The following is a 24,848-nucleotide window of genomic DNA, read 5'->3' on the forward strand; positions in this document are numbered from 1 at the left end:
TAACTAAATGGTTAAACCTTATGATTAAGTTCTGTCTTAATATAACGGTGTTGCTGCTGGTGGCAGGGGTTCAGGCGCAGGAAAACAGCCGCCTCACGTTACCGCAAGCCTATGACCTGGCCCGGCAGAATTATCCATTGATCAGGCAAAAAGACCTGGTACGGCAAACGGCCGACCTCACCATTGAAAACCTGCGTAAAGGATTTCTGCCTCAATTGAATATCAGCGGTCAGGCTACCTATCAATCAGATGTAACCAGTGTTCCCGTAAGTATTCCGGGACTTAAGATCGATGCGCCGGGCAAAGACCAGTACAAGATACAGGCCGAACTGAGCCAGTTGGTATATGATGGCGGTAATACCAGTGCCCAGAAAAACGTGCAAAATGCCAATGCGTTGGTAGAAGATCAGAAAGCAGAAGTGGAGTTGTATAAAGTGAAGGACCGCATTAACCAGTTATTCCTTGGCATCCTGCTTGTAGATGCACAGCTGGACCAGGTAGTTGTGGTTAAAAAAGATATTCAATCAGGTATTCAAAAAGTAGCAGCACAGGTAAAGAACGGAACGGCTTTCCGCAGTAGCCAGCTTACCCTCGAAGCCGAGCTCCTGAAAAACGATCAGCGGGTAATAGAATTGAATGCAAACCGGAAAGGGTTGGTTGATGTATTGTCATTGTTCATTAACCGCTCATTACCGGCCGATGTGCAGCTTGAAAAACCAACCCTGGTAATGACATTCGCCAAAGAAACCATGGCAAGGCCTGAATTAAAATTATATAACTATCAGCAGGACCTGTTCAAAGTGCAGAACCAACTGGTGAGTGCAAAGAACCGGCCGCGTACCAGTTTGTTTGTGCAGGGTGGTTATGGCCGGCCGGCGTTAAATATGTTGAAAAATGAATTCGATTTCTTTTATATCGCCGGCGTACGCCTGAACTGGGGGCTCGGTAATTTATATACTACCAAAAAGGAACGGGATTTATTACAGGTGAATCAGCGGATGGTGGATGTGCAGAAAGAACTGTTCCTGCTGAATACAAATACACAGCTCAAACAGCAGGAAGCTGAGCTGAATAAGCTGCAGCAACTGATCGCGAGCGATGATCAGATCATTGATATCCGTAAACAGGTGAAGGATGCAGCCCAGGCGCAGTTGACGAACGGGGTGATCACCGCCAATGATTACCTGAAAGAAGTAAATGCAGAAGACCTGGCCAATCAAAACCGCATTGCACATCAGTTGCAGTTGTTACAGGCACAGATCAATTACCGAACCATTTCGGGCAATCAATAAATACTGTTATTCAGATTAAATAAAAGAACATGAACAAACTTATTGTAACCCTTATTAGTGCGGCTGCAGTACTGGTTGCGGCCTGTAACCCCAATGGCAAGAAATTTGATGCGTCCGGAACTTTCGAGGTAGATGAAGTGATCGTTTCTGCCGAACAAACCGGAAAGATACTGTCGTTTAACGTAGCCGAAGGACAATCAATTCCCAAAGAGAATGTGGTGGGCATCATCGATGCAGAAAACCTGTCGTTACAAAAAGAACAGGTCCAGGCGAGCATTCAGGCCCTGCATGAAAAAACATCCGACGTAAAACCACAGATACAATTATTACAGGACCAGTTGGAGGTACAGCAATCGCAGCTGGGCAACCTGCAGCATGAACGCACGCGTATTGAAAACCTGCTGAAACAGGACGCGGCCACCGGCAAACAACTGGATGATATCAATTCGCAGATCGATGTGCTGCAACGGCAAATGGATGTAACCCGGCAGCAGATCAATGTACAACGCACCAACACCAGTACGCAAAACCGTACGGTGCTGAGTGAAAAGAAGCCGCTGGAAAAAAGAGTGGAACAGCTGAGCGAGCAGATCGGCAAGGCGCAGATCATTAACCCCATTGGCGGAACCGTACTTACCAAATATGCCGAAGCGGGTGAAGTGACCTCCGCCGGTAAAGCGCTGTACAAGATCGCCAATCTCGATACGCTCACTTTGCGCGCGTACATTACCGGTACACAGTTGCCGCAAATTAAATTGAACCAACCCGTAAAGGTGATGATCGACAGCGGCGCCAAAGCCTACCGCGAATATCCGGGCACCATCACCTGGATTGCTGACAAAGCGGAATTCACACCAAAGACCATTCAAACCAAAGAGGAGCGGGCGAATCTGGTGTACGCTATCAAGGTGCGGGTGAAGAATGATGGCTATCTGAAGATCGGAATGTATGGTGAAGTACAGTTTAAATAACTTATCAATTAAGAAACATGCCTGCTGTAATAGCAAATAATCTCACCAAACAATATGGAAAGAAGAAGGACATCGTTCAGGCCCTTAAAGGTATTTCCTTTGAAGTAGAGCAGGGCGAACTCTTCGGGATCATTGGTCCTGATGGTGCCGGAAAAACTTCTTTGTTCCGTATTCTTACCACCCTGTTATTGCCCGATGGCGGTTCTGCTTCGGTTGATGGACTTGATGTGGTGAAGGATTTTAAAGCCATACGGCATCGTGTAGGCTATATGCCGGGCCGGTTCTCGCTGTACCAGGACCTTACCATTGAAGAGAACCTCGAATTTTTTGCTACCATCTTCAACACTACCATCAAAGAAAATTACGATCTCATTAAAGATATCTATCAGCAGATAGAACCTTTTAAAGACAGAAGAGCAGGAAAATTGTCGGGTGGCATGAAACAAAAACTGGCGCTCAGCTGCGCTTTGATACACAAACCTTCGGTGCTGTTCCTCGATGAACCTACCACCGGTGTTGATGCGGTATCGCGCAAGGAATTCTGGGAAATGCTGCGTAGTTTGAAAAAGCAGGGCATCACCATTCTGGTATCGACGCCGTATATGGATGAGGCCAGCCTTTGTGATCGCGTGGCCCTCATGCAGAACGGGGAAATATTATCGGTTGACAGTCCGGAAGGCGTGATCGCTTCTTTCAAACAACCATTGGTAGCGGTAAAAAACGACAATATGCTGCAATTGCTGAACGATCTGCAACAATTTGAGGGCGCGCAGGATGCTTATCCTTTCGGGGAATACCATCATGTGGTATTGAAGAATGGTTATACCGGACCGGCTGTTGCAGATTACCTGCGGCAGCATCATTATGAGCACGCAGCCGTACAAACAATAAAGGCCGATATAGAAGATTGTTTTATTGCCCTCATGAAATCGGAGAAACATTGAAGCTATCAATCATGACTACCAACAATACAGCTATACAGGCAGAAGCACTGACAAAGCGGTTTGGAGATTTCACAGCGGTGGACGCCATTTCATTTGAAGTAAAGAAAGGGGAGATCTTCGGCTTCCTCGGTGCAAATGGCGCGGGCAAAACAACGGCCATGCGCATGTTGTGCGGTTTGTCGATCCCTACATCGGGTAAAGCATCCGTTGCCGGTTTTGATGTGTACAAACAAACTGAACAGATCAAACGCAGCATCGGTTACATGAGCCAGAAGTTCTCGCTGTATGAAGACCTCACCGTACGGGAGAACATCCGGTTCTATGCCGGTATTTATGGTAAAAGCGATGCGTTCATAAAAGAAAAAACGGCTTTCTTATTAAGAGAGCTGCACCTGGAAGGGGAGGCCAACAAGCTGGTACGGTCATTACCATTGGGTTGGAAGCAGAAGCTGGCATTTTCCGTTGCCATTTTTCATGAACCGGAAATTGTATTCCTCGATGAACCCACCGGTGGCGTTGATCCCGTTACACGGCGCGAATTCTGGAATATGATCTACAAAGCAGCAGAATCGGGCATTACCATATTTGTAACCACACACTATATGGACGAAGCGGAATATTGTAACCGCGTTTCGATCATGGTGGATGGCCGCATCGATGCGCTGGATACACCGGCTCAGTTAAAGAAAACATTTGAGGCCAGGTCGATGGACGAAGTGTTTTTGAAGCTGGCAAGAAAAGCCAAACGTTCTGGAGATTAACCGAATCAACCATAATACAATGAAACAATTTATTTCATTTGTTAAAAAGGAATTCCATCACATCTGGCGCGATAAACGCACGCTGTTTATTTTATTAGGCATGCCTATTATGCAGATCCTCATCTTCGGGTTTGCGCTTACCAATGAAGTGAAGAATTCCCAGATCGCCATTTTCGATCAGTCGAACGACGCGGCTACCCAGGCGCTGCGCACCGAGCTGGATGCCAGCCGGTATTTCGATGTTGTGCAGGATATACATTCTTACCCCGAAATAGAAGCGGCATTTAAAAAAGGAGCCATCAAGCTGGCGGTGATCTTTCCTGAGAACTTCGCCAACGACCTCGATCATTTCAATACAGCCCAGGTACAGCTGATAGCCGATGCCAGTGACCCCAATGTGGCCAATACGCTCACCAATTACGCCACTTCTATAATTCTCGATTACCAGGACCGCATCACCAACAACCGCCGCCTGCCTTATACCATAAAAGCGGAAATGCGCATGTTGTATAATCCGCAATTAAAAGGAGCGTACAGTTTTGTGCCGGGCGTTATGGCCATGGTGCTGATGCTGGTGTGTACCCTCATGACGGCCATTACTATTGTGCGCGAAAAGGAACTGGGCACTATGGAGATCATGCTGGTTTCGCCCATGCGGCCATTCAAGATCGTGGCGGCCAAAGCGGTGCCGTATTTATTATTGTCGATCGTAAATATTACCAGCATCCTGTTGCTGAGCGTATTTGTGCTGGATGTGCCCATAAACGGCAGCCTGTTGCTGCTGATCTTTGAGGGTATATTGTTCACCCTTACCTGTTTGGCCTTTGGCCTGTTGATCTCTACCAAAACCGATTCGCAGCAAACGGCCATGTTCATTGCATTGACGGGGATGTTCCTGCCAACGATCATGCTCAGTGGTTTTATGTTCCCCATCGAAAATATGCCCTTGCCATTGCGGGTGATCTCGAATATTGTGCCGGCCAAATGGTTTTATTATATCGTAAAAGAGGTGATGATAAAGGGGCTGGGCATCGGTGCTGTTTGGAAAGAGACGCTGATACTTACTGGCATGCTTTTGTTCCTGTTGGTATTGAGCATAAGGAATTTCAAAATAAGACTCGCCTAAATTATTTATATGAGAACTTTACGTTTTCTGTTACAAAAAGAGTTCCGGCAAATATTCCGCGATCCATCAATCATCCGCATCATCTTCATGATGCCATCGATACAATTGCTGATATTGCCCTGGGCCGCCGATTATGAGGTGAAGAATATTCAGCTCAGTGTGGTTGACCATGATCATTCGCAATACTCGCGGCAACTGGTGAATAAAGTAACAGCTTCGGGTTATTTCAGGTTGCAGGATTATTCCGGTTCCTTTACAAATGCCCTGCAACAGGTAGAACACGATGAGGCTGACCTGGTGCTGGAAATACCGGCCGATTTCGAAAAAAAGCTGATCAAAGAAAATGAATCTACCTTGTTTATGGCCATTAATGCCATCAACGGTGTAAAGGCCAACCTGGGCGGCGCTTATTTACGAAGTATTGTACAGGATTTTAATCGCGAAGTCCGGTTGAAATGGGTGCAGTTACCAAGGTTCAATCCCGAGTTGCAGGTGGCCGTCACTGCTTCCAACTGGTTCAACCCCTCTATGAACTACAAGTACTTTATGGTGCCGGGTATATTGGTGGTGCTGGTGACTATGGTGGGTTCCTTTCTGGCATCGTTGAATATTGTGCGCGAAAAAGAGATCGGCACTATTGAGCAGATCAATGTAACACCGGTCAAAAAATATCATTTCATTTTGGGCAAATTGATCCCTTTCTGGATCCTGGGCCTGCTCATACTTACCATTGGGTTAACAATATCGTGGGTTGCCTATGGCATTATGCCGGCGGGCAGTTTGCTGGTGATCTATTCTTTTGCAGCGGTGTACCTGCTGGCAGTGCTGGGATTGGGATTACTGTTATCGACCTATACCAGTAACCAGCAACAGGCCATGTTGCTGTCGTTCTTCCTGATGATGGTTTTTATTCTGTTAAGCGGGTTGTATACTTCTATTGACAGCATGCCCAACTGGGCAAAGATAATAACCAGGTTCAACCCGGTCACTTACTTTATTGATGTTATGCGTATGGTGGTGTTGAAGGGGAGTGGGTTGAAGGATATCAGTTCGCACATTTTCACCATGTTGGGTTTTGCGGTTGTGCTGAATACCTGGGCAGTGATCCATTATAAAAAGCGTTCCTAAGATAAACCCCCAAAGTAAAAGCCCTCCCGGCTTGCCGGGAGGGCTTAATATTTTATTCCTCTTACCCTTTAATTGTAAAAAAAACGTTTCGTTGAATAAGCAATAGAAACTGTTTTGGCGGCTTTGTCGTAATTGATGCCAATATACAGATCGCCTGATTGGGTAAAGGTGCCGGTATTTACGATGCTGTCGTTCACAATGACTTTTATCGAATGCTTTCCTTCAGTGGCAGCAGTAGAAATGCTGGTGGCCAGCCCCAGGGTTTGGTTAGTGGTCAACTGTGTGTTCAATAAAGGTTGATTGTCGATCATGACCTGTACATGGTCCTTTTCAAAGGAGGACTGCATGTCTACCCCCAGGTCGAACACCGTCGGGTTACTTGTTTTGCGGCATGCTACTAACAGCAGCAATACCAGCGGGATAGACAAAATTGTTTTTTTCATAATATTTGTAGTTCATGGCTAACTGCAGTACGACAAACCCCGAAAGGTTTTCGTTGCATGGTTATCAGGATGTAATGATAATTTGACGAGCAAAGTTACATTAACTTGCATCATTCCCGAAATGTTAATGAAGGTTTAATAAGTCACAAACAAAAAATTAAGCTATGGAATACAGGCAATTGGGTACTTCTTCGATTCATGCTTCGGTAATTACGTTTGGTGCATGGGCTATCGGTGGCTGGATGTGGGGTGGGAGTGACCGCAAGGAAGCTATTGCAGCCATCAGGGCAGCGTATGATCATGGAGTAACTTCCATTGATACGGCGCCGGTGTACGGTCAGGGGTTAAGTGAAGAGATAGTGGCAGAGACTATACAGGATATTCCGCGCAACCGTGTACAGATATTGACGAAATTTGGATTGCGTTGGGATGTGCAACAGGGTGAGTTCTATTTTAAAAGTAAGGATAACGATGGCCGCGAGATCGATCTGTACCGGTTGGCATCAAAGGAAAGTGTAATAAAAGAATGCGAAGATTGTTTGCGCCGGTTACAAACAGATTATATCGATCTTTTCCAGATACACTGGCCCGATAGTACGACGCCCATTTCGGAAACGATGGAAGCATTGCTGCGTTTACAGGAGCAGGGAAAAATAAGAGCGGCTGGTGTTTGCAACTATTCAAAAGCCCTGATGCAGGAAGCGGAGAAAACGATCGACCTGGCATCGGACCAGGTGCCCTACAGTATGGTGAACCGGGATATTGAAAAAGAACTGGTGCCTTACAGCATTGACCGTAATAAAGCAATTATTGCATATAGTCCGCTCCAGCGCGGTTTGCTTACCGGTAAAATAAAACCCGGGCAAAGCTTTGGCGAAGGGGATACCCGCGAGGGCAACCGTTTTTATACAACCGAAAATATTACCAGCATCAATCAAATGCTCGACAGGCTTCGGCCGCTTGCGGCTGAGAAAAAGGCCACGCTGGCGCAACTGGTGCTCCGCTGGACCATTGAGCAGCCTGGTATTACCATTGCACTGGCCGGCGCCCGGAATGCTGAGCAGGCGGTGCAGAATGCGAAGGCGGCTGATGTGAAGCTCACGAAAGAAGATATAGCGTTTATCAATGAAAAATTAAGTGCGCTGGAGTTGGTGATGCCGTAGGGTGCAGTTTACAGGCGTATTTCCCAGCTGAAAATAGCCTGGAAAAATTTAAAACGTATGACTTTGAATTCATAATGGTACTGTAAGAATTTTTGAGATATGGTTTGAACTCAAAATAGTACTGTAGGAATTTTTGGAGTATGGTTTTGAATTCAAAAGGGTCTGGAAAAATTTAAAACGTATGGTTTTGAATTCAAAATGGTACTGTAAGAATTTTTGAGATATGGTTTGAACTCAAAATGGCCTGGAAAAATTTAAAACGTATGGTTTTGAGTTCATAATGGTACGGTAAGAATTTTGGGTATATGGTTTTGAACTCAAAATGGCCTGGAAAAATTTAAAACGTATGGTTTGAATTCATAATGGTACGGTAAGAATTTTTAGCGCATGGTTTTGAGTTCAAAACAGTCTGAAAATAATTGAAAACGTACTTTTTCAAACTGAAATATGGTGGTTCAAATTCTTCAAAGCAAGGAGCTCCTGTACCAGGGCGCCTTCGTAAAAAATGCTTTTGGTTGAAGGGTAGCCCATCTTATTGAAAATGAATCTATTTCGAATAATTAGCCCCTGCCTGCCTTCTCCAAACCCGGTAAAACCCCTGAAATTACCGGTGAAATATTAATAAGTGAATGAATATTCATTTATATTTGCCCCACGATGCGCACAAGAGATACAAACAAAGAAAATAGTATCCGCGAAAAAGCGATCGAAATGATCGTGAAGGAGGGCCTTGATGGTTTCAGCATGCAAAAGCTGGCCCGGGCCGCCGGTGTATCGCCCGCTACCCTGTACATTTATTACAAAGACCGCGACGACCTGGTTACCCAGATCGCAACCGATATCAGTATCCGGATGATGGACATCAGTTTACGCGGGCTTCATCCCAAAATGTCGTTTGCCGAAGGCATGGCGCTTCAATGGAAAAACCGCATGTCGTTCTATGTGCAGTTTCCGACCGATGTAGAGTTTATTGAACAGATCAGGTATACACCTAACTATAACAGCATCAAGAAAGCCATTCGCCAGAACTTTGGCGATGTACTGGGAAAATTCATGCATAATGCCATCAATCGGGGAGAACTGAATCCACTGCCTTTTGAAGTGTACTGGTGCATTGCATTTGCCCCGCTATACCAACTATTAAAATTCAATGCGCAGGGAGAAAGCCCGGCCACTGATAATTTTCGGATCACTGATGAAATAGTAGATCAAACCCTGCAACTGGTACTTAAAGCCCTGAAGCCCTAGGCTTATTATTTTTTTGCCAAATAAGTAAATGAATGTTCATTTTATGAATACCATTTTTAAACCTACGTCTTACGCAAAAAAAGCAGTACAGGTACTGGTCTTCAGGACCAACCTGGTGTCGGCCAAAGACATCCACCGTATTTCACCGCTAATGGGTGAAACGCCCGGCATCCTTAAGTGGAATGTTGACCAGCACGACATCGACAATGTACTGCGTATTGAAACCGCCTGGCTACTACCCCAGGATATTATACGGGTTGTTACCCATGCCGGCTATTTATGTGAAGAACTGCCTGATTAACAAACAATTTCAAACCGAATCAAATGAACCAAGCCAAACCACCAAAGCTTTCGAAACCTTCTTTTACCGGATATGAGGTCTTTGTAATAGCTATCCTTGCTTTTTTACAGTTTACCGTTATCCTTGATTTTATGGTGATGTCGCCCCTGGGCGCCATCCTGATGCCCCAATTGCAAATATCCCCCGCGCAGTTCGGCTGGGCGGTATCTGTGTATGCTTTCAGTGCCTGTGTTTCAGGTTTACTGGCCGCAGGTTTTGCCGATAAATTCGATCGTAAAAAACTGCTCATTTTCTTTTATGTAGGCTTTTTAATTGGAACCGCCCTGTGCGCCATGGCCACTAATTATCATTTTTTACTGGCAGCCCGTATTGTGACCGGGTTGTTTGGCGGCGTTATCGGTTCAGTGGGCATGGCCATTATTACCGACCTGTTCAGCATTGAGCGCAGGGGGCGCGTAATGGGCTTTGTGCAAATGGCGTTTGGCGTAAGCCAGGTGTTGGGCCTGCCTATCGGACTCGTTCTGGCCAATAAATTCGGCTGGCATTCCCCCTTCTGGATGATCGCAGGCGTTGGCCTGATACCCGGTATCATCATTGCCCTGTATATGAAACCGGTTACTGAGCATCTCAGGATCCAGCATGACCGCAATCCGTTTGAACATTTGGGAAAAACAGTTGCCAATTCAAAATACGTGCTGGCGTTTTTGACCACTACCTTGCTGGCTACCGGCGGTTTTATGCTGATGCCGTTCGGCAGCGCCTTCAGCATACACAACCTGGGGTTAACGCAGGCAGACCTGCCCGCTCTGTACGGTATATCGGGCGTATTTTCATTCGTTTTTGGACCGCTCGCGGGCTTTCTGAGCGATAAAGTGGGCAAGTACAAGGTGTTTGTGGGTGGAACCATATTGACGATGATCGTGGTGGCTATTTATACCAACCTGGGCTTAACACCACTGGCTATGGTCATTGCGATCAATGTTCTCCTATTTGCCGGTATTATGGCCCGCATGGTGTCTTCCACCGCCATGATAAGCGCCATACCGCAACCGCAGGACAGGGGAGCTTTTATGAGCATCAATTCATCGGTACAACAGCTTTCGGGCGGTTTGGCTGCTGCATTGGCCGGCATGGTGATCACCGAAGGGCCCGATGGTAAGCTGCAGCATTACAGCACCCTGGGCATCATTGTGATGGCAAGTATGATGGGTTGTATGATCATGATGTATTTCATTAACCAGCAGGTGAACCGGAAGCTGGCGAAAACAGCTGCGCCCCAACCGGTTCGGGAAATAGAAGCCGAAGCTTTTATTATTGAATAGGAGGGAAGTGTGAAATATTAACTTTTAACGAATTTATGGTTATATGACAGCCCTTTTGTAAATTAGAAATCAACTAAAAATGCTGTCATATGATCAAAATTTCAGATCTTAAATTCGGAGATGTAGTTTTGGCTGATTTTGAGGGCCAGCGACGTGAAGGAATGGTAACAGATGTGGACCGGGCAGAAGGAAAAGCGTGCGTGGAGGACAATGTGCAGGAATTCTGGTATGGCCCCAACGAACTGTACCCGATCGCCCTGGATGATGAGCAAATGAGAAAGCTGGGTTTCACCAGCAGCGAAAATGGGAATGGTTCAATGAAGTACATGAAAGACTCTTTCAGGGTGCAGTTGGCCAAAAAAGGCGATTTTTCGTCGATGGAGATCTGGTGGCGCGAAGATCACCGGTATTTAAACCAACCCATTAATGTGCATGAGCTGCAAAACCATTATTATCAAATGACCAAGGTGGAACTGCTGCCGGTAAAGGTTCATTAAGTGCTTATTTTCAGCTTTTTATAAAACAAACAAGGGGTGTCGGAGCAGGAGGTTGAACAACTTCGGAATTCGATATTCCTTGTTTCTTTTTGCCCATTTGGACCCGGAATTAAAGGGAAAATGGGCAATAATTTTTAATTATTTCTTATTTTTTTCTTTTTTAGGGTAAAGATCATATCTTTGCGCTCCTTAAAATTATATGGGTAAACAACCGCTGATTAAACAGGATGGAGTTATAACAGAAGCATTATCGAACGCCATGTTTAAGGTGAAACTTGAGAATGGCCATGAAATACTGGCGACAATCTCAGGTAAAATGCGGATGAATTACATAAGGATATTGCCGGGTGATAAGGTAGGTGTGGAAATGAGCCCTTATGATTTGACCAGGGGAAGGATAATCTTCCGTTATAAATAAGTAAGCACCGTAAATAAATAAATGTTATGAAAGTTCGTGCATCAATTAAAAAGCGTAGCGCCGATTGCAAAATTGTGCGTAGAAAAGGCCGGTTATATGTGATCAACAAAAAGAACCCTCGCTTCAAGCAAAGACAAGGGTAGTCAATTGATCCTGGTTAGGCCGGGAGCAATGTATAAACCGCAACTAATAAACACAAACAATAAAGAAAAGATATGGCTCGTATTGCCGGTGTAGACTTACCCAAGAACAAAAGAGGTGAAATTGGTCTTACCTACATTTTTGGGATCGGCCGTTCAACTGCCCAGTACATCCTGACTAAAGCAGGTATTCCGCTGGACAAGAAAGTGCATCAATGGAATGATGACGAACTGAACGCAATCCGTAACATAATTACCAACGAACTGAAAGTAGAAGGTCAGTTACGTTCTGAAGTGCAAATGAGTATCAAGCGCTTGCTCGATATCGCTTGCTACCGCGGTTTACGTCATCGTAAAGGTTTACCAGTTCGTGGTCAGCGTACCCGTACCAACAGCCGTACCCGTAAAGGAAAACGGAAAACTGTTGCCGGTAAAAAGAAAGCACCTAAGAAATAAAAATAGCTCCAGGCTAGAAGCTACAAGCTGCAGGTCATTTTTTATAATGCCTTGTGGCTTGAAGCTTGTAGCTTGAGGTGTTTTATAAGATGCACCAATAATACAGATCAATTACAGATGCCAGGTGCAGGTGGAGTATTGGTCTGGCTCCCGCTCAAATGGGATTATTTTAAAACTTTAAGATTACCTGTAAACAATTATGGCAAAAGCACAACAGCCCAGCGCAAAAGCCGCTGCGAAGAAAAGGATTGTGAAAGTTGACTCATACGGTGACGTTCACATTTCAGCCAGTTTCAACAACATTATCATCAGCATTACCAACAAGAACGGCCAGGTTATTTCCTGGAGCAGTGCCGGTAAAATGGGTTTCAAAGGTTCTAAAAAGAACACTCCATATGCCGCCCAAATGGCTGCTGCAGACGCTGCAAAAACAGCTTTCGATGCAGGTGTGAAGAAAGTTGATGTATATGTAAAAGGACCCGGAGCCGGCCGCGAAAGCTCAATCCGCTCCCTGTCTCAGAATGGCATCGAGATCGCAATGATCAAGGACGTAACTCCGCTGCCTCACAATGGCTGCCGTCCGCCCAAAAAGAGAAGAGTATAGTATTATTTCTGATTTAGGAATTTATGGATTTTGCGATTTAAATCGCAAAATCCATAAATCTCAAAATCTCTAAATATTAAACAGGGTGTACGATCAATTTTTAAGATTTTTACGATCGTGCATCGTCACCAAAAAATCTACATTAATAACAACATGGCACGTTACACTGGTCCAAAAACAAGAATCTGCCGTATTTTCGGCGAGCCTATCTTAGGCAATGGTAAGTATCTTTCAAAGAACAGCAATCCTCCCGGTCAGCATGGCCCTTCAAAGAAGCGTAAAGCACCCGGTGAGTATGCATTACAGTTAAAAGAAAAGCAAAAAGCTAAATATACTTACGGCGTACTGGAAAAACAATTCCGCAAAACCTTTGAAGAGGCAGCCCGTATCAAAGGTGTTACCGGTGAAAACCTGATCAAATTGCTGGAAGCCCGTTTAGACAATGCCGTTTACCGCCTGGGTCTTTCTCCTTCACGTCCCGGCGCCCGCCAGCTGGTATCGCACAAACACATCACTGTAAACGGAGAGGTAGTGAATATCCCTTCTTTCCAGTTGAAACCAGGCGATATCATCAGCGTTAAAGAAAAAGATAAATCAAATACGGCTATTACCAGCGTATTCCGCGGTAAGAACCAGAAATTCAGCTGGCTCGACTGGAACGAAACTGAAATGACAGGTACTTTCGTAGCTTATCCTGAGCGTGAAAGTGTTCCAGAGAACATTAAGGAGCAGTTGATTGTTGAGTTGTATAGTAAGTAATCGTGAATCCGCCGATGCCCCGGCGAAGGCGGAAAAGACGGCAACTTACTCGCTCACTGCAACCTTTTATAAAGAAGTAAAAAATCGAAATTTTAAAATATGGCCATTTTAAATTTCCAGAAACCTGACAAAATAGTATTACAAAAAGCAACGGAATTCGAAGCTCAGTTTGAGTTTCGCCCGTTAGAGCCGGGTTACGGCGTAACCATCGGCAATGCTTTGCGCAGGGTATTGTTGAGTTCATTGGAAGGGTTTGCAATTGTAGGTATCCGTATTGAAGGGGTCGACCACGAGTTTGCCACCATCAAGGGTATTACCGAAGATGTGCTGGAGATCATCCTGAACCTGAAACAGGTTCGGTTCAAAAAGAGAGTAGATCATGAAGTGAGCCAGGAAAAGGTGACGTTGAGCATTAAAAATAAATCAGAATTCACAGCCGGCATGATCGGAGAAGCCACACAAAACTTCGAGATCATGAACCCGGATCTGCTGATCTGTACACTGGATTCATCAGCGAAGCTCGACATTGAGCTGACCATTTCAAAAGGTCGCGGATATGTTCCTGCTGAAGATAACAAAGTGAAAGATGCACCATTCGGCTACATCCCCACTGACGCTATCTTCACACCGATCAAAAACGTAAAGTATGCTATTGAAAACACCCGTGTTGAACAGCGTACTGACTACGAAAAGCTGATCATGGACGTATCTACCGATGGCACCATTCACCCTGAAGAAGCGGTGAAACAAGCCAGCCGCATCCTGATCCAGCACCTGATGATCATCACCGACGAAAACATCACTTTCGATAACAAGGAAGACAAGAAAGAAGATGTGGTTGATGAGCAAATGCTGCAATTGCGCAAAATTCTCAAAACCCCGCTCGAAGACCTCGACCTGTCTGTTCGCGCTTTCAACTGTTTGAAAGCTGCCAAGATCAACAGCTTGAGCGAGCTGGTACAATACGAACAGGAAGACCTGATGAAGTTCAGGAACTTTGGTCAGAAATCACTTGCTGAAATTGAGCAGGTGCTGGCTGAAAGAGGACTGCACTTCGGAATGGACCTGAGCAAACTGGGATTAGATAAAGAAGAGCTTTAGTAATTAATAAACAGTAGGCTGCAATTCCTGACACGGTGCAGCTGAATAAAAACAATCGTCATGCGTCACGGAGACAAAATCAACAACCTGGGCAGAACGGCTTCTCACCGGAAGGCGTTACTGAAGAACCTGGCTAGTGAGCTTATCAGGCACAAGCGTATCTCTACCACTTTAGCTAAAGCAAAAGCGCTGCGCACATTTATTGAGCCGCTGATCACTAAAGCTAAAGAAAACACCACTCACCAACGCCGCGTAGTGTTCAGCTACCTGCAGAACAAAGAGGCTGTTACTGAGTTATTTGGACCCATCGCTGAAAAGGTTGGTGGCCGTCCTGGTGGTTATACCCGCATCATTAAGCTGGGTATCCGCGTAGGGGATAACGCTGAAACTGCAATGATTGAGCTGGTTGACTATAATGAGATCTACGGTAAAGGAAAAGGCGAAGTTAAAGAAGCTGCGAAGAAAACACGTCGTGGTGGAAGCCGTAAAAAAGCTGATGAAACTGCCGCTCCTGCCGAAGAAAAAGCATCAGAAGAAAAACCAGCTAAAAAAGCAGCAAAGTAAGAATGATCGAATTGGTTTTTATAAAGGAGCAAGACTTTTAACAGTCTTGCTTTTTTTTGCCCATTCGGGGAAGAAGGAAGCTGGAAATAGGAGGCAGGAGGTAAGAAGATGTTGATTATTAAGATCCCTGCTTCGAATTGGGGGCCTTCATACTTCCTGCATCTTACCTCTTATTGCTGATTTTTCCATTCCTGTGAACAAGTAATGAATTCAAATCATCAATAATTAGTTTCTTTGTAAAATTTTTTCAGAAAGATGTCGAATACGCTTCAAAAATCTGCTGTTCTGCTGTTGGAAGATGGCACCGTTCATTATGGTAAAGCCTTTGGTAAAGTTGGCACTACTACCGGAGAAATTTGTTTCAATACCGGAATGACCGGTTACCAGGAAGTATTTACCGATCCCAGTTATTATGGCCAGGTCGTGATCATGAATAATGTGCATATTGGCAATTATGGCACCAAAGACACTGATGTTGAATCAGATAGCGTAAAGATCCGGGGTATGATCGGTCGTAACCTGGAAGAACAATACAGCCGTAAACAGGCTACGGGATCACTGGATCAGTACCTGATCAATAATAATATCGTTTGCATTGAAGGAGTTGATACCCGTGCGCTGGTAACACATGTGCGCGAAAAAGGCGCCATGAACTGCATCATTTCTTCTGAGATCCTCGATATTGATCAACTGAAGAAAGAGCTGGCGAAAGTGCCCAGCATGGATGGGCTCGAACTGGCGAGCAAGGTGAGCACCAACGAGCCGTATACGCTCGGGGATCCCAATTCACCGGTGAAGATCGCTGTACTTGATTTTGGCACCAAACAGCACATTTTAAAATGCATGGTTGAGCGGGGAGCCTATGTAAAGGTATTTCCGGCCAAAACGCCTGTAAGCGAGCTGAAAAAATTCGCGCCTAACGGCTATTTCATCTCCAATGGCCCTGGCGACCCGGCAGCGATGGATTATGCCATTGTAACCGTTAAGGAAGTGCTGAAGGAGAAAAAGCCAACTTTTGGTATTTGCCTTGGTCATCAGTTACTGGCCCTGGCCAATGACATTACCACCTTCAAAATGCACCATGGTCACCGCGGCCTCAACCATCCGGTGAAGAACCTGGTTACCGGCCGCTGCGAAGTGACCACGCAAAACCACGGGTTTGGTGTTGATCCGGAGTCTGTAAAGAAGGCCAAGAACATCGAGGTTACCCACGTAAACCTGAACGATAACTCTATTGAAGGTATCAGGCTGAAAGATCAGCCGGCTTTCTCGGTTCAATACCACCCCGAAAGCACGCCTGGCCCGCACGACAGCCGTTACCTGTTCGATGACTTTATCAAACTGATCAAAGAACACATGAACTAATAAAATCATCCCGGCGGTTACCGCCGGGATTTTTTTTCCTATTTTGCGTTGTATGAAGATAGCCATCATCAACGGTCCTAACCTGAACCTGCTGGGCAAACGCGAGCCTGGTATTTACGGTAATATGTCATTCGACGACTACCTGGCAAAGTTAAAGAACAAGTATCCCCAGATAGATATTCATTACTATCAGAGCAATGTAGAGGGTGAACTGATCAATGAGCTGCAACGGATAGGATTTTATTACGATGGCATTATTATGAACCCCGGCGGCTATACGCATACTTCTGTAGCGATCGGCGATTGCATAGCCAGTATTGAAACCCCCGTTGTAGAAGTACATATCTCCAATGTGCATGCGCGTGAGGAATTCCGCAAACTGTCTCATGTATCGGCCAAAGCCGCCGGCAGCATTATTGGCCTGGGATTGAAAGGCTATGAGCTGGCGCTGCAGTATTTGATGAATAACAAAATTTGATGGCGCTAACCGATGGCCTGTTAAAGACAACAGGTGAAATGCTGGCCGTTATACCTGAAGACTTTTTCATATGCAGGAAGGGGCAGAATATTGGTTAAATTTAAGAATGAAACACCTTATACTATTCTGCTCAATTTCATTATTGATGCATTGCGCATGCGCGCAATCTGTCCGCAAAACGCGTACAATAACAACCTCCATTTCAAAAAATGGCACCACTTCGGGTGATACCACATTTTTCACCTATCCAAATGGTACCCTGTTACGGTTTTTTAACAGGAATCTTCGGGCTGCCTTCGCAGAAGGAACAGGCGAATTGGAATTAGGGTCCTGTAACCTTTATATTATGATCGATACGGCCGGGAAAGTAACAAAAACCTGGTGCGACTCGGTAACCAATAAAACTGTTGAGAAGGAAGTATTACGTGTGGCTGGTAAACTGGCAACAATGAAACCAACAACGATCAAAGGAAAGCCTGTTTTTACAATAGTAATGGCAACGGTAAATATGGAGCATGAAAACGAAAAAGAATCGTACAGGAAAGCAGATATCCTGGTTATAGTCTGGGACCCTGTTTATAAAAAAAGTACCGGCAGGTAGTTTTCCGGTTGCAAAACCATGTTAAAACGTAAAAAAAACGTTAACCGGAGGAACTAATTACCGGTTCCTGAACAGTTTATAACTTTGTAGTGCCGCCACCTTATGGCAATGAAACGGCTTTTGTTGGCGTTATTATTGCGAATGGTAATAAGTTTTTAACCATTATCAAACCTGTTAAAGATGCGACCGATATTATTTGTTTTCCTGCTGTTCTCCGTAAGCGGTTTTGCCCAATGGAAGGACTATAAACTCACTGCAAAGGGCGATACCCTGAACCGGATCGATAAACTGGGCAGGAAATGGGGACCCTGGAAACTGCATTATGACAATGTACGCGGTGAACCGGGCTATGAGGAGGAAGGCTGGTTCGAGAAGAACCGCAAGGAAGGGGAGTGGCGTTTGTTTTCGCTCCAGGGCGATCTGGTTGGTGTTGAATATTATAAATGGGGGTTGAAGGACAGCATTTGCCGGTATTACACCAGGGATGGGGAATTAAAACTGGAACAAAGCTGGAAAGCCCTGAACCCCGACAAGGAATATGATACCCTGGAAATTGAAGACCCCGATAAATTCGATACCTACCGTACGGTGATCGTAAAGAATGAAGGTGCGGCTATCAAACATGGGGTATGGAAATATTATGATCCTGCCAGCGGCCGGGTAATACGTTCAGAAGTTTATACACTCGGAAAACTGGAACAGGAAGCGAAAAGCACGCCAGTAGCAGAAAAGAAAGCGGTAGCCAAGCCGAAGGAAGTGCTTGATTTTGAAAAGAAGAATAGCGGTAAAAAGAAAGTGCGATACAGGGATGGAAGTACGGGGGGGTGACTGGGATAATGGGATTGATTGGGATATTGGGATTATTTGGATAAATGGGATAAGGATGAATTTGAACTGGAGACCATAAACCAATTTTAACCTCAGGCAATTTTAAGCTTACTATACAAAGGGCCATCCGCCAGCTGCGGATGGCCCTTTGTATGTAGGGTGCAAGTCCCAATTGAGCGTTACAGTAAGTTGTAAAAAAACATGTACAACCGGCTTTAATTGTATTAAATTAAAAACATATGTACGTGAATGTAAGCTGTAGAGCCAATTCTGAAGAGCAATAATTATACTCGGTAATTTTAATATGTGAAAATGTTTAATGTCATTTCTGCGCGGTTATGCCCCAAATCTGCACACTTATAGCTTAAAAGCGCACACTTATCAGAAATGTTGAATAAATCGTTTTTAATATTTAAATATATTCTACTTTCGCCCCGACTAGCTGTACTGCACAAACGCATCCAGTTCCGTGAAAAGCCGGTATAAAACGAACATCCTCCATATTGTGGGATGCACTAATTAAAACCCCAACCAGTAAACCGGCATTGCATGAGAAAGTTGTTACTTTCGCTTCTCTTTGTGCTTTTTATTTTGACTCAAACAATTGCACAAAACGATTTCAGAGTAAAATCCAGCACTATTGTACTCACCAATGGATCATCCCCGGCAGAATTAATTATCGAGAACAGCACTAAGAATATCAAGGGCATATTGGTAAATCGCGGCAATGGCCAAACGGAATTCAGGCAGGCGCAGCGGATGAACGATAGCACCTTCGTGATTGGGTACGATACATTGACATTCAGGGGAACTGCTCAAAATTTGCAACAGGTCACCGATGCCGGCAAAACTACCACCCGATATATCAACGCCGATAGCGGATATTATCAACGAGGCATTCCTTTACTGGTTGCTACAGATAGCATCCTGAAGCTGGGCTATCATGCCGGCGAATCGAATACTACCGGCGGTGGTAATACAGCTGTTGGTAACAGGGCTTTGCAAAATAATACTACCGGACGTAATAATACCGCCTTTGGATATCAGGTTTTGCAACTGAATACAACTGGGTCTGGTAATGTAGCCTCTGGTTGGCAAGCCATGGTGTATAATACTTCGGGCAGTGGTAATGTGGGCTTAGGGAGACAGGCATTAGGTGGCAACACTACAGGTGCAAACAATGTAGCCATTGGAATGGCTGCCCTGGGTGGCAACAGCACGGGGTCTGAGAATACTGCATTGGGATATTTGACCGCCGGATTTAATACCACAGGTAGTGGTATAACGGCTATAGGCAGAGAAGCGCTTGAATATAATACAACGGGAGTTTATAATACGGCTGTTGGGGCTTATTCGCTCTATACCAACGCAAGCGGAGGCAGGAATACGGCGGTTGGATTAGGTGCGGCTAAAACTACATATGGCAGCGATATTACGGCTGTAGGCTGCGGCGCCGTTAACTACTTTTCTGGTAACGGAGGCCTGAATAGAAGTACCGCCATAGGATCGGGAGCATTAAGTGGTGGAGTAGGTGATCAGAATACGGCAGTTGGCGCAGGTGCAATAGGGCAATATGGCGGACCCAATAATACAGCCGTTGGCGATTCTGCTTTAATAGCTGCAAGAAACTGGACTTACAATAATACTGTGCTTGGTAAAAACGCCGGTGCCAATATTACCGGCGCTTATAATATTGCCATTGGTTACCGCGCCTATGTTGCGGATGCAAACGACAGCGCCCAGTTAAGTATAGGCAATCTTATTTATGGTACCGGGGTAAAAGGCACCGATACTACTGTTTCAAACGGTAGAATTGGGATAAAAACAAAAACGCCGGCTTATGAAATGGATGTAAATGGTAAACTGGGCGTGCGTTCTCTGGATAGTATATCAGATGCAGTAAATGTGCTGTGCCAGGACCCCGCTACCGGTGAAATAAAAAAAGCAGCTTTCGGCAAACCGCAATCATTTATACAAACTGCTACCAATGTTATAAGCGGTACCAATGCGGAAACCACCATTATAAGCGGCGGAACAGGAAGCCTGGTGATTCCTGCGTCGGCATGGTTTGCCGGCAAATCGTTCCGGATTGTAGTGCGGGGCATCTATTCAACCAGCGCCACGAATGCGGCTAATCTTATATTTAAAATTAAACTGGGGAATACGGTTATAGCTCAAACTTCAGGGATCTTTCTCCGCCATGGCATAACTGATATACCCTATGAAATACGGGCCGAATTTACCTGCCGGTCAACAGGCGCTTCGGGTTCGGTATTTGCCATGGGTTTAATTCGCAATGACGGCGAATACGTGAGTACGATCGATAATGGCACCAGTGCAGCCACCGTAGATCTATCGGTGAATCAAACGCTGAATATAACAGCAACATTAAGTGACGCTGCTGCAGGCAATTCTTTATCGACCTATATAGTAACCATCGAAGCCATCAATTAGTATATTCCAAAACCTTTAACGCTAAACTGTAAACCGGCATGAAAAAATTGTTCCTTCTCCTGATGGCATCCTGTACCATATGCACGGCCCTGGCTCAGCAATCCTTTTACCTGAAGGGCAACAACGTTTATTTTACCAATGATGATTCACCGGCCGAACTGGTGCTTGAAAACAGCACAAAAACCGTAAAGGGTGTGTTGGTGAACACGGGCAATGGGAGCACCACATTTAAACCGGTGGTAAAAATAAACGATTCAACGATCGTATTTGGTGCAGATACCTTAACCTTCAGAGGGGGCAGCGTCAGTTTGCAACAGACAACTGATGCAGGAAATTCAACAACCAATTATATAAATGCAAACGGTGGTTATTATCAAAACAACACCCGGTTATTACATGCTACCGATAGCATGCTGAGTATAGGTTATAACGCGGGCAAATCCAATACATCTGGTTACGGCAATACGGCAGTAGGTCATGGCGCCTTACAAAACAATACAACGGGTTACAGCAATACGGCAGTTGGCTATCATGGTTTACAACAAACTATTAATGGTGTTTCTAATGTTTCTATTGGCGCCAATAGTCTGCAGGCCAACACGTCGGGATATAGTAATATAGCTATTGGCGAATCAGCACTGGCTGCCAATACAACAAGTGGTGACAATGTAGCTATTGGCAGGGGAGCATTAGCCGCCATTACAACCGGAAGTTCCAGTGTTGCAATAGGTTATCTGGCAGGGGGTAATGCAACATATGGCAATATTGTTGCCATTGGCGCCAGAGCACTTCAAAACAATACGGGTTACGGTAATACGGCAGTTGGCTACCAATCGTTAAATGCAAATACTTCGGGAATCGGCAATACGGCTGCAGGCTATCGTGCTGGTGCTGTTTCAAATGGCAATAATAATATTTTTATTGGTTATAATGCCGGTAGTGCGGCCGGTCAAACGGGGGTAGCTACCAATAACAATACAGCAGTGGGTTCAGGTGCATTAGGTACCGTTACCGGGTCGGGCAATACAGCTGTTGGGGCTTCGGCACTGGCGGCCGCCTGTGGTTCCAATAATATTGCGATTGGTGATTCTGCTCTGGTTCTTACAACAGGCTCGCAAAATACAGCCCTTGGTAAAAATGCAGGCGCTAACATAACGACCGGCAACAATAATTTAGCTATCGGGTACCGGGCATATGTACCCGTTGCTACCAATAATTATCAATTGAGCATTGGCAACCTGATTTATGGAACCGGTTTGGATGGTACAGTAAATACCATTTCAAACGGTAAGATCGGTATAAAAACAAAAGCACCGGTATATGAAATGGATGTGAATGGTAAGCTGGGCGTACGTACGATTGACAGCGTGGCGAATGCCGTCAATGTATTGTGCCAGGACCCGGTTACCGGTGAAATAAAGAAAACGGCTGCTTTGAGCGTACCACAGACGTTTGTACAAACAGCTACTGTTACCGTGAGCGGTACAGATAATGAAACAACGCTGATCTCGTCGGGTACAGGCAATTTAACGATCCCTGCCGCTGCCTGGTTTGCAGGTAAATCGTTCAGGATCGTTGTACAGGGCGCCTATAGTACCGACGCCGACAACGCAGCCAGGTTAAAGTTTACCATAAGACTGGGCTCTGTGGTAATCGCTCAATCGGCCGGCATTTTTGCGGGTTATGGTAAAACTAATATGCCGTATGAATTACGGGCCGAATGCATTTGCCGTTCAACCGGCGCTTCGGGTACCATTTATTCAACCGGTATAATGACCTACGACGACGCAGGGTACATTACCGCAGTAAACGACGGAACAGGCATCGCAACGGTTGATCTAACAGCCAGCCAAACCCTGAATATAACGGTAACGCTGAGTGATGATGCGGCAGGAAATGCAGTGTCGGCATTTATTGTTACAATGGAAGCCATTAATTAATCAATGCAACAAAAACAACTCCTTACCGTAAACCGTCAATGTATGAAGCAATTATTTCTTTTTGCGGTGATCCTGTTGAGTGCATTAACGCGCATGCAGGCACAAAATGATTTTACTATTAAAGCCGATAACGTAATAGTTACCAATGATGGCTCGCCGGCAGAATTAATTATAGCGAACGGTACAAAGAATATCAAGGGCCTGTTGGTGAATAAAGGCAATGGGCAAACCGAATTCAGACAAGCGCAAAAGCTGAACGATTCCACATTGGTATTTGGGACCGATACATTCACTTTAAAAGGATCCGGTAAAGGCCTGCAGCAGGTAACCGACGCCGATAATACAACTACCCATTATATAAATGCCAATGGCGGCTATTATCAAAGAGATACGCTGTTGCTGTACGGTACAGATAGTATAATTAAAGTAGGGTTCAATGCCGGAAAATTGAATACCTCGGAGATCAGAAATACGGTTATTGGTTATGAAGCTTTACAAAAAAACGTTTCCGGTTCAAGTAATACTGCCATAGGTTATCATGCTTTGCAGGTTGATTCAGGCTATTACAATATAGCCGTTGGTTATAATGCGTTAAATACGTCAAAGGGAAGTACCAATGTGGGCATTGGCGAAGGGGCAATGACAGAAAACACCACTGGTGGAAATAATATTGGTATTGGCAGACGGGCAGGAGGTACCGCCACAGGTTCATATAACGTAGCTGTGGGGCGTTTTGCACATGCTTCCGACAACGGCGTATCTATTGGCACCGATATAATGGCAGGAGGGGCACTGGGGATTAGCAATACAGCGGTAGGAAACAGAGCTTTGGGCGGCAACTCAGGGGATAGAAATACAGGGATTGGAGATCAGGCGTTTTATACAGGTTCCGGAAGCGATAATACTGCGATTGGATATATTTCCGGGACTTTGTTAGAAGGCGGCCAAAATAACAGGAATACGATAGTAGGAGCATCGCCAGGAGGTGGCAGGTTTCTTACTGGCGTTACAGCTATTGGCGCTATTGCATATGCGGGAGGAGGGATTAATAATACCTATGTGGGCTATTTGGCTTCGAGCTATACACATAACTCTGCCTATAACAATACGATTATTGGTAGTAATGCTGGCAAGAATATTCAATATGGGCTCAACAATCTCGCTATCGGTTATAGTGCCGACGTGCCAAGCACAACCGATAGTTTCCAGCTCAGCATTGGAAACCTTATTTATGGAACCCGCATGGATGGTATCGAAAACACCATCTCGAATGGTAAGATCGGTATCAAAACAAAAACACCCGCTTACGAACTGGATGTAAACGGCAAACTGGGTGTGCGTTCAATGGATAGTATAACTACAGCCCCCAATGTGCTTTTGCAGGATCCCGCTTCTGGTGAAATTAAGAAAGCCGCTTTCGTTAAAAAGCAAACGTTTGCGCAAACAGCCACAGCCACTGTTACAGGTACCACAACCGAAACTACGCTGATCGCAGCCGGCGCCGGAAGTCTTGCCATACCCGCTGCATCATGGTTTGCCGGAAAATCGTTCAGGGTGGTGGTGCGCGGTGTTTATTCAAGCAGCAGTTCGAACCCGGCCAACCTGATATTTAAAATAAAATTGGGTTCTACGGTTATTGCACAAACGTCGGGCATAGTAATTGGTTCCGGCAAAACCAATGTGCCGTATGAAGTAAGGGGAGAGGTAACCTGCCGCTCAACCGGCGCCTCCGGTACTGTTTTTTCAAGGGGCCTGGTGATCACCGACGAAGAATTGGTGGCCCGGCTCGACAATGACGCCAGTAGTACAACTGTTGATCTGGGGTCCAGTAAAACGCTGGATGTAACGGTCACTATGAGCAATAACGCGACAGGCAATTCCGTGTCGTCCTATATCGTAACGTTTGAAGCCATTAATTAACAATAGAAAAACTATAAATAATAA

Annotated in this window: 26 protein-coding genes; 25 read left to right on the forward strand and 1 reads right to left on the reverse strand. The window is 45.2% G+C overall.

Annotation, left to right across the window (positions count from 1 at the left end; translation table 11 throughout):
- Nucleotides 1-20: 20 nt before the first annotated feature.
- Genes A3860_RS16765 through A3860_RS16790 form a run of 6 tightly spaced genes read left to right on the forward strand, consistent with a single transcriptional unit; the run spans nt 21 to nt 6,222 of the window.
- A complete protein-coding gene (locus A3860_RS16765; protein WP_081148060.1) occupies nt 21-1,292 on the forward strand; it encodes a TolC family protein in 1,272 nt (423 codons plus the stop codon).
- Nucleotides 1,293-1,321: 29 nt separating this feature from the next.
- Complete coding sequence (locus A3860_RS16770; RefSeq protein ID WP_081147886.1) at nt 1,322-2,263, forward strand: HlyD family secretion protein; 942 nt, start codon at nt 1,322-1,324, stop codon at nt 2,261-2,263.
- A 17-nt stretch (nt 2,264-2,280) separates the two neighbouring features.
- On the forward strand, nt 2,281-3,207 hold the full coding sequence (locus A3860_RS16775) for an ABC transporter ATP-binding protein (protein ID WP_081147887.1): 927 nt from the start codon (nt 2,281-2,283) through the stop codon (nt 3,205-3,207).
- An 11-nt stretch (nt 3,208-3,218) separates the two neighbouring features.
- The gene (locus A3860_RS16780; protein ID WP_081147888.1) at nt 3,219-3,968 is read left to right on the forward strand and encodes an ABC transporter ATP-binding protein; all 750 of its coding nucleotides are present in this window, start codon (nt 3,219-3,221) and stop codon (nt 3,966-3,968) included.
- A 19-nt stretch (nt 3,969-3,987) separates the two neighbouring features.
- The gene (locus A3860_RS16785; RefSeq protein ID WP_081147889.1) at nt 3,988-5,094 is read left to right on the forward strand and encodes an ABC transporter permease; all 1,107 of its coding nucleotides are present in this window, start codon (nt 3,988-3,990) and stop codon (nt 5,092-5,094) included.
- Nucleotides 5,095-5,103: 9 nt separating this feature from the next.
- The gene (locus tag A3860_RS16790) at nt 5,104-6,222 is read left to right on the forward strand and encodes an ABC transporter permease (RefSeq protein WP_081147890.1); all 1,119 of its coding nucleotides are present in this window, start codon (nt 5,104-5,106) and stop codon (nt 6,220-6,222) included.
- Between the two features lie 68 nt (nt 6,223-6,290).
- Here the strand turns inward: A3860_RS16790 and A3860_RS16795 are convergent, their stop codons facing one another.
- Entirely contained in the window at nt 6,291-6,665 is a 375-nt protein-coding gene (locus A3860_RS16795) for a hypothetical protein (protein ID WP_081147891.1), read from the reverse strand.
- Between the two features lie 164 nt (nt 6,666-6,829).
- Between A3860_RS16795 and A3860_RS16800 the strand changes: the two genes are divergently transcribed.
- The 19 genes from A3860_RS16800 (at nt 6,830) to A3860_RS16890 (ending at nt 24,824) form a co-directional block, all read left to right on the forward strand.
- The gene (locus A3860_RS16800; protein WP_081147892.1) at nt 6,830-7,828 is read left to right on the forward strand and encodes an aldo/keto reductase; all 999 of its coding nucleotides are present in this window, start codon (nt 6,830-6,832) and stop codon (nt 7,826-7,828) included.
- 657 nt (nt 7,829-8,485) lie between these two features.
- Nucleotides 8,486-9,076, forward strand: coding sequence for a TetR/AcrR family transcriptional regulator (locus A3860_RS16805; protein WP_081147893.1), 591 nt, complete (start codon nt 8,486-8,488; stop codon nt 9,074-9,076).
- Nucleotides 9,077-9,119: 43 nt separating this feature from the next.
- Nucleotides 9,120-9,377 (forward strand): hypothetical protein, encoded by a 258-nt coding sequence (locus A3860_RS16810; protein WP_143774141.1) that lies wholly within the window; start codon nt 9,120-9,122, stop codon nt 9,375-9,377.
- A gap of 23 nt (nt 9,378-9,400) precedes the next feature.
- The gene (locus tag A3860_RS16815; RefSeq protein WP_081147895.1) at nt 9,401-10,699 is read left to right on the forward strand and encodes an MFS transporter; all 1,299 of its coding nucleotides are present in this window, start codon (nt 9,401-9,403) and stop codon (nt 10,697-10,699) included.
- Nucleotides 10,700-10,788: 89 nt separating this feature from the next.
- Nucleotides 10,789-11,196 (forward strand): hypothetical protein, encoded by a 408-nt coding sequence (locus A3860_RS16820; protein ID WP_081147896.1) that lies wholly within the window; start codon nt 10,789-10,791, stop codon nt 11,194-11,196.
- A 199-nt stretch (nt 11,197-11,395) separates the two neighbouring features.
- The gene (infA, locus tag A3860_RS16825; protein ID WP_081147897.1) at nt 11,396-11,614 is read left to right on the forward strand and encodes a translation initiation factor IF-1; all 219 of its coding nucleotides are present in this window, start codon (nt 11,396-11,398) and stop codon (nt 11,612-11,614) included.
- A 26-nt stretch (nt 11,615-11,640) separates the two neighbouring features.
- On the forward strand, nt 11,641-11,757 hold the full coding sequence (gene ykgO / locus A3860_RS16830; protein WP_010519235.1) for a type B 50S ribosomal protein L36: 117 nt from the start codon (nt 11,641-11,643) through the stop codon (nt 11,755-11,757).
- Nucleotides 11,758-11,829: 72 nt separating this feature from the next.
- On the forward strand, nt 11,830-12,210 hold the full coding sequence (rpsM, locus tag A3860_RS16835) for a 30S ribosomal protein S13 (protein WP_081147898.1): 381 nt from the start codon (nt 11,830-11,832) through the stop codon (nt 12,208-12,210).
- Between the two features lie 199 nt (nt 12,211-12,409).
- Nucleotides 12,410-12,814, forward strand: a complete 405-nt coding sequence (rpsK, locus tag A3860_RS16840; protein ID WP_081147899.1) for a 30S ribosomal protein S11 — start codon at nt 12,410-12,412, stop codon at nt 12,812-12,814.
- A gap of 153 nt (nt 12,815-12,967) precedes the next feature.
- On the forward strand, nt 12,968-13,573 hold the full coding sequence (rpsD, locus tag A3860_RS16845; RefSeq protein WP_081147900.1) for a 30S ribosomal protein S4: 606 nt from the start codon (nt 12,968-12,970) through the stop codon (nt 13,571-13,573).
- Between the two features lie 99 nt (nt 13,574-13,672).
- Nucleotides 13,673-14,674, forward strand: a complete 1,002-nt coding sequence (locus A3860_RS16850) for a DNA-directed RNA polymerase subunit alpha (protein WP_081147901.1) — start codon at nt 13,673-13,675, stop codon at nt 14,672-14,674.
- 60 nt (nt 14,675-14,734) lie between these two features.
- A complete protein-coding gene (gene rplQ, locus A3860_RS16855) occupies nt 14,735-15,238 on the forward strand; it encodes a 50S ribosomal protein L17 (RefSeq protein WP_081147902.1) in 504 nt (167 codons plus the stop codon).
- Nucleotides 15,239-15,493: 255 nt separating this feature from the next.
- Nucleotides 15,494-16,603, forward strand: a complete 1,110-nt coding sequence (gene carA, locus A3860_RS16860) for a glutamine-hydrolyzing carbamoyl-phosphate synthase small subunit (protein ID WP_081147903.1) — start codon at nt 15,494-15,496, stop codon at nt 16,601-16,603.
- A gap of 52 nt (nt 16,604-16,655) precedes the next feature.
- Entirely contained in the window at nt 16,656-17,081 is a 426-nt protein-coding gene (gene aroQ / locus A3860_RS16865) for a type II 3-dehydroquinate dehydratase (protein ID WP_081147904.1), read from the forward strand.
- A 106-nt stretch (nt 17,082-17,187) separates the two neighbouring features.
- Nucleotides 17,188-17,682: a hypothetical protein gene (locus A3860_RS16870; RefSeq protein WP_143774143.1), complete on the forward strand. Its 495-nt coding sequence runs from the start codon at nt 17,188-17,190 to the stop codon at nt 17,680-17,682.
- Between the two features lie 180 nt (nt 17,683-17,862).
- Entirely contained in the window at nt 17,863-18,510 is a 648-nt protein-coding gene (locus A3860_RS16875; RefSeq protein WP_081147906.1) for a toxin-antitoxin system YwqK family antitoxin, read from the forward strand.
- Between the two features lie 549 nt (nt 18,511-19,059).
- The gene (locus A3860_RS16880; RefSeq protein WP_081147907.1) at nt 19,060-20,964 is read left to right on the forward strand and encodes a hypothetical protein; all 1,905 of its coding nucleotides are present in this window, start codon (nt 19,060-19,062) and stop codon (nt 20,962-20,964) included.
- Nucleotides 20,965-21,002: 38 nt separating this feature from the next.
- Nucleotides 21,003-22,904: a beta strand repeat-containing protein gene (locus A3860_RS16885; protein WP_081147908.1), complete on the forward strand. Its 1,902-nt coding sequence runs from the start codon at nt 21,003-21,005 to the stop codon at nt 22,902-22,904.
- A gap of 42 nt (nt 22,905-22,946) precedes the next feature.
- Complete coding sequence (locus A3860_RS16890; protein ID WP_081147909.1) at nt 22,947-24,824, forward strand: hypothetical protein; 1,878 nt, start codon at nt 22,947-22,949, stop codon at nt 24,822-24,824.
- Nucleotides 24,825-24,848: the final 24 nt, after the last annotated feature.

Source organism: Niastella vici, assembly GCF_002077945.1.
In the GTDB taxonomy this organism is placed as follows: Bacteria; Bacteroidota; Bacteroidia; order Chitinophagales; family Chitinophagaceae; genus Niastella; species Niastella vici.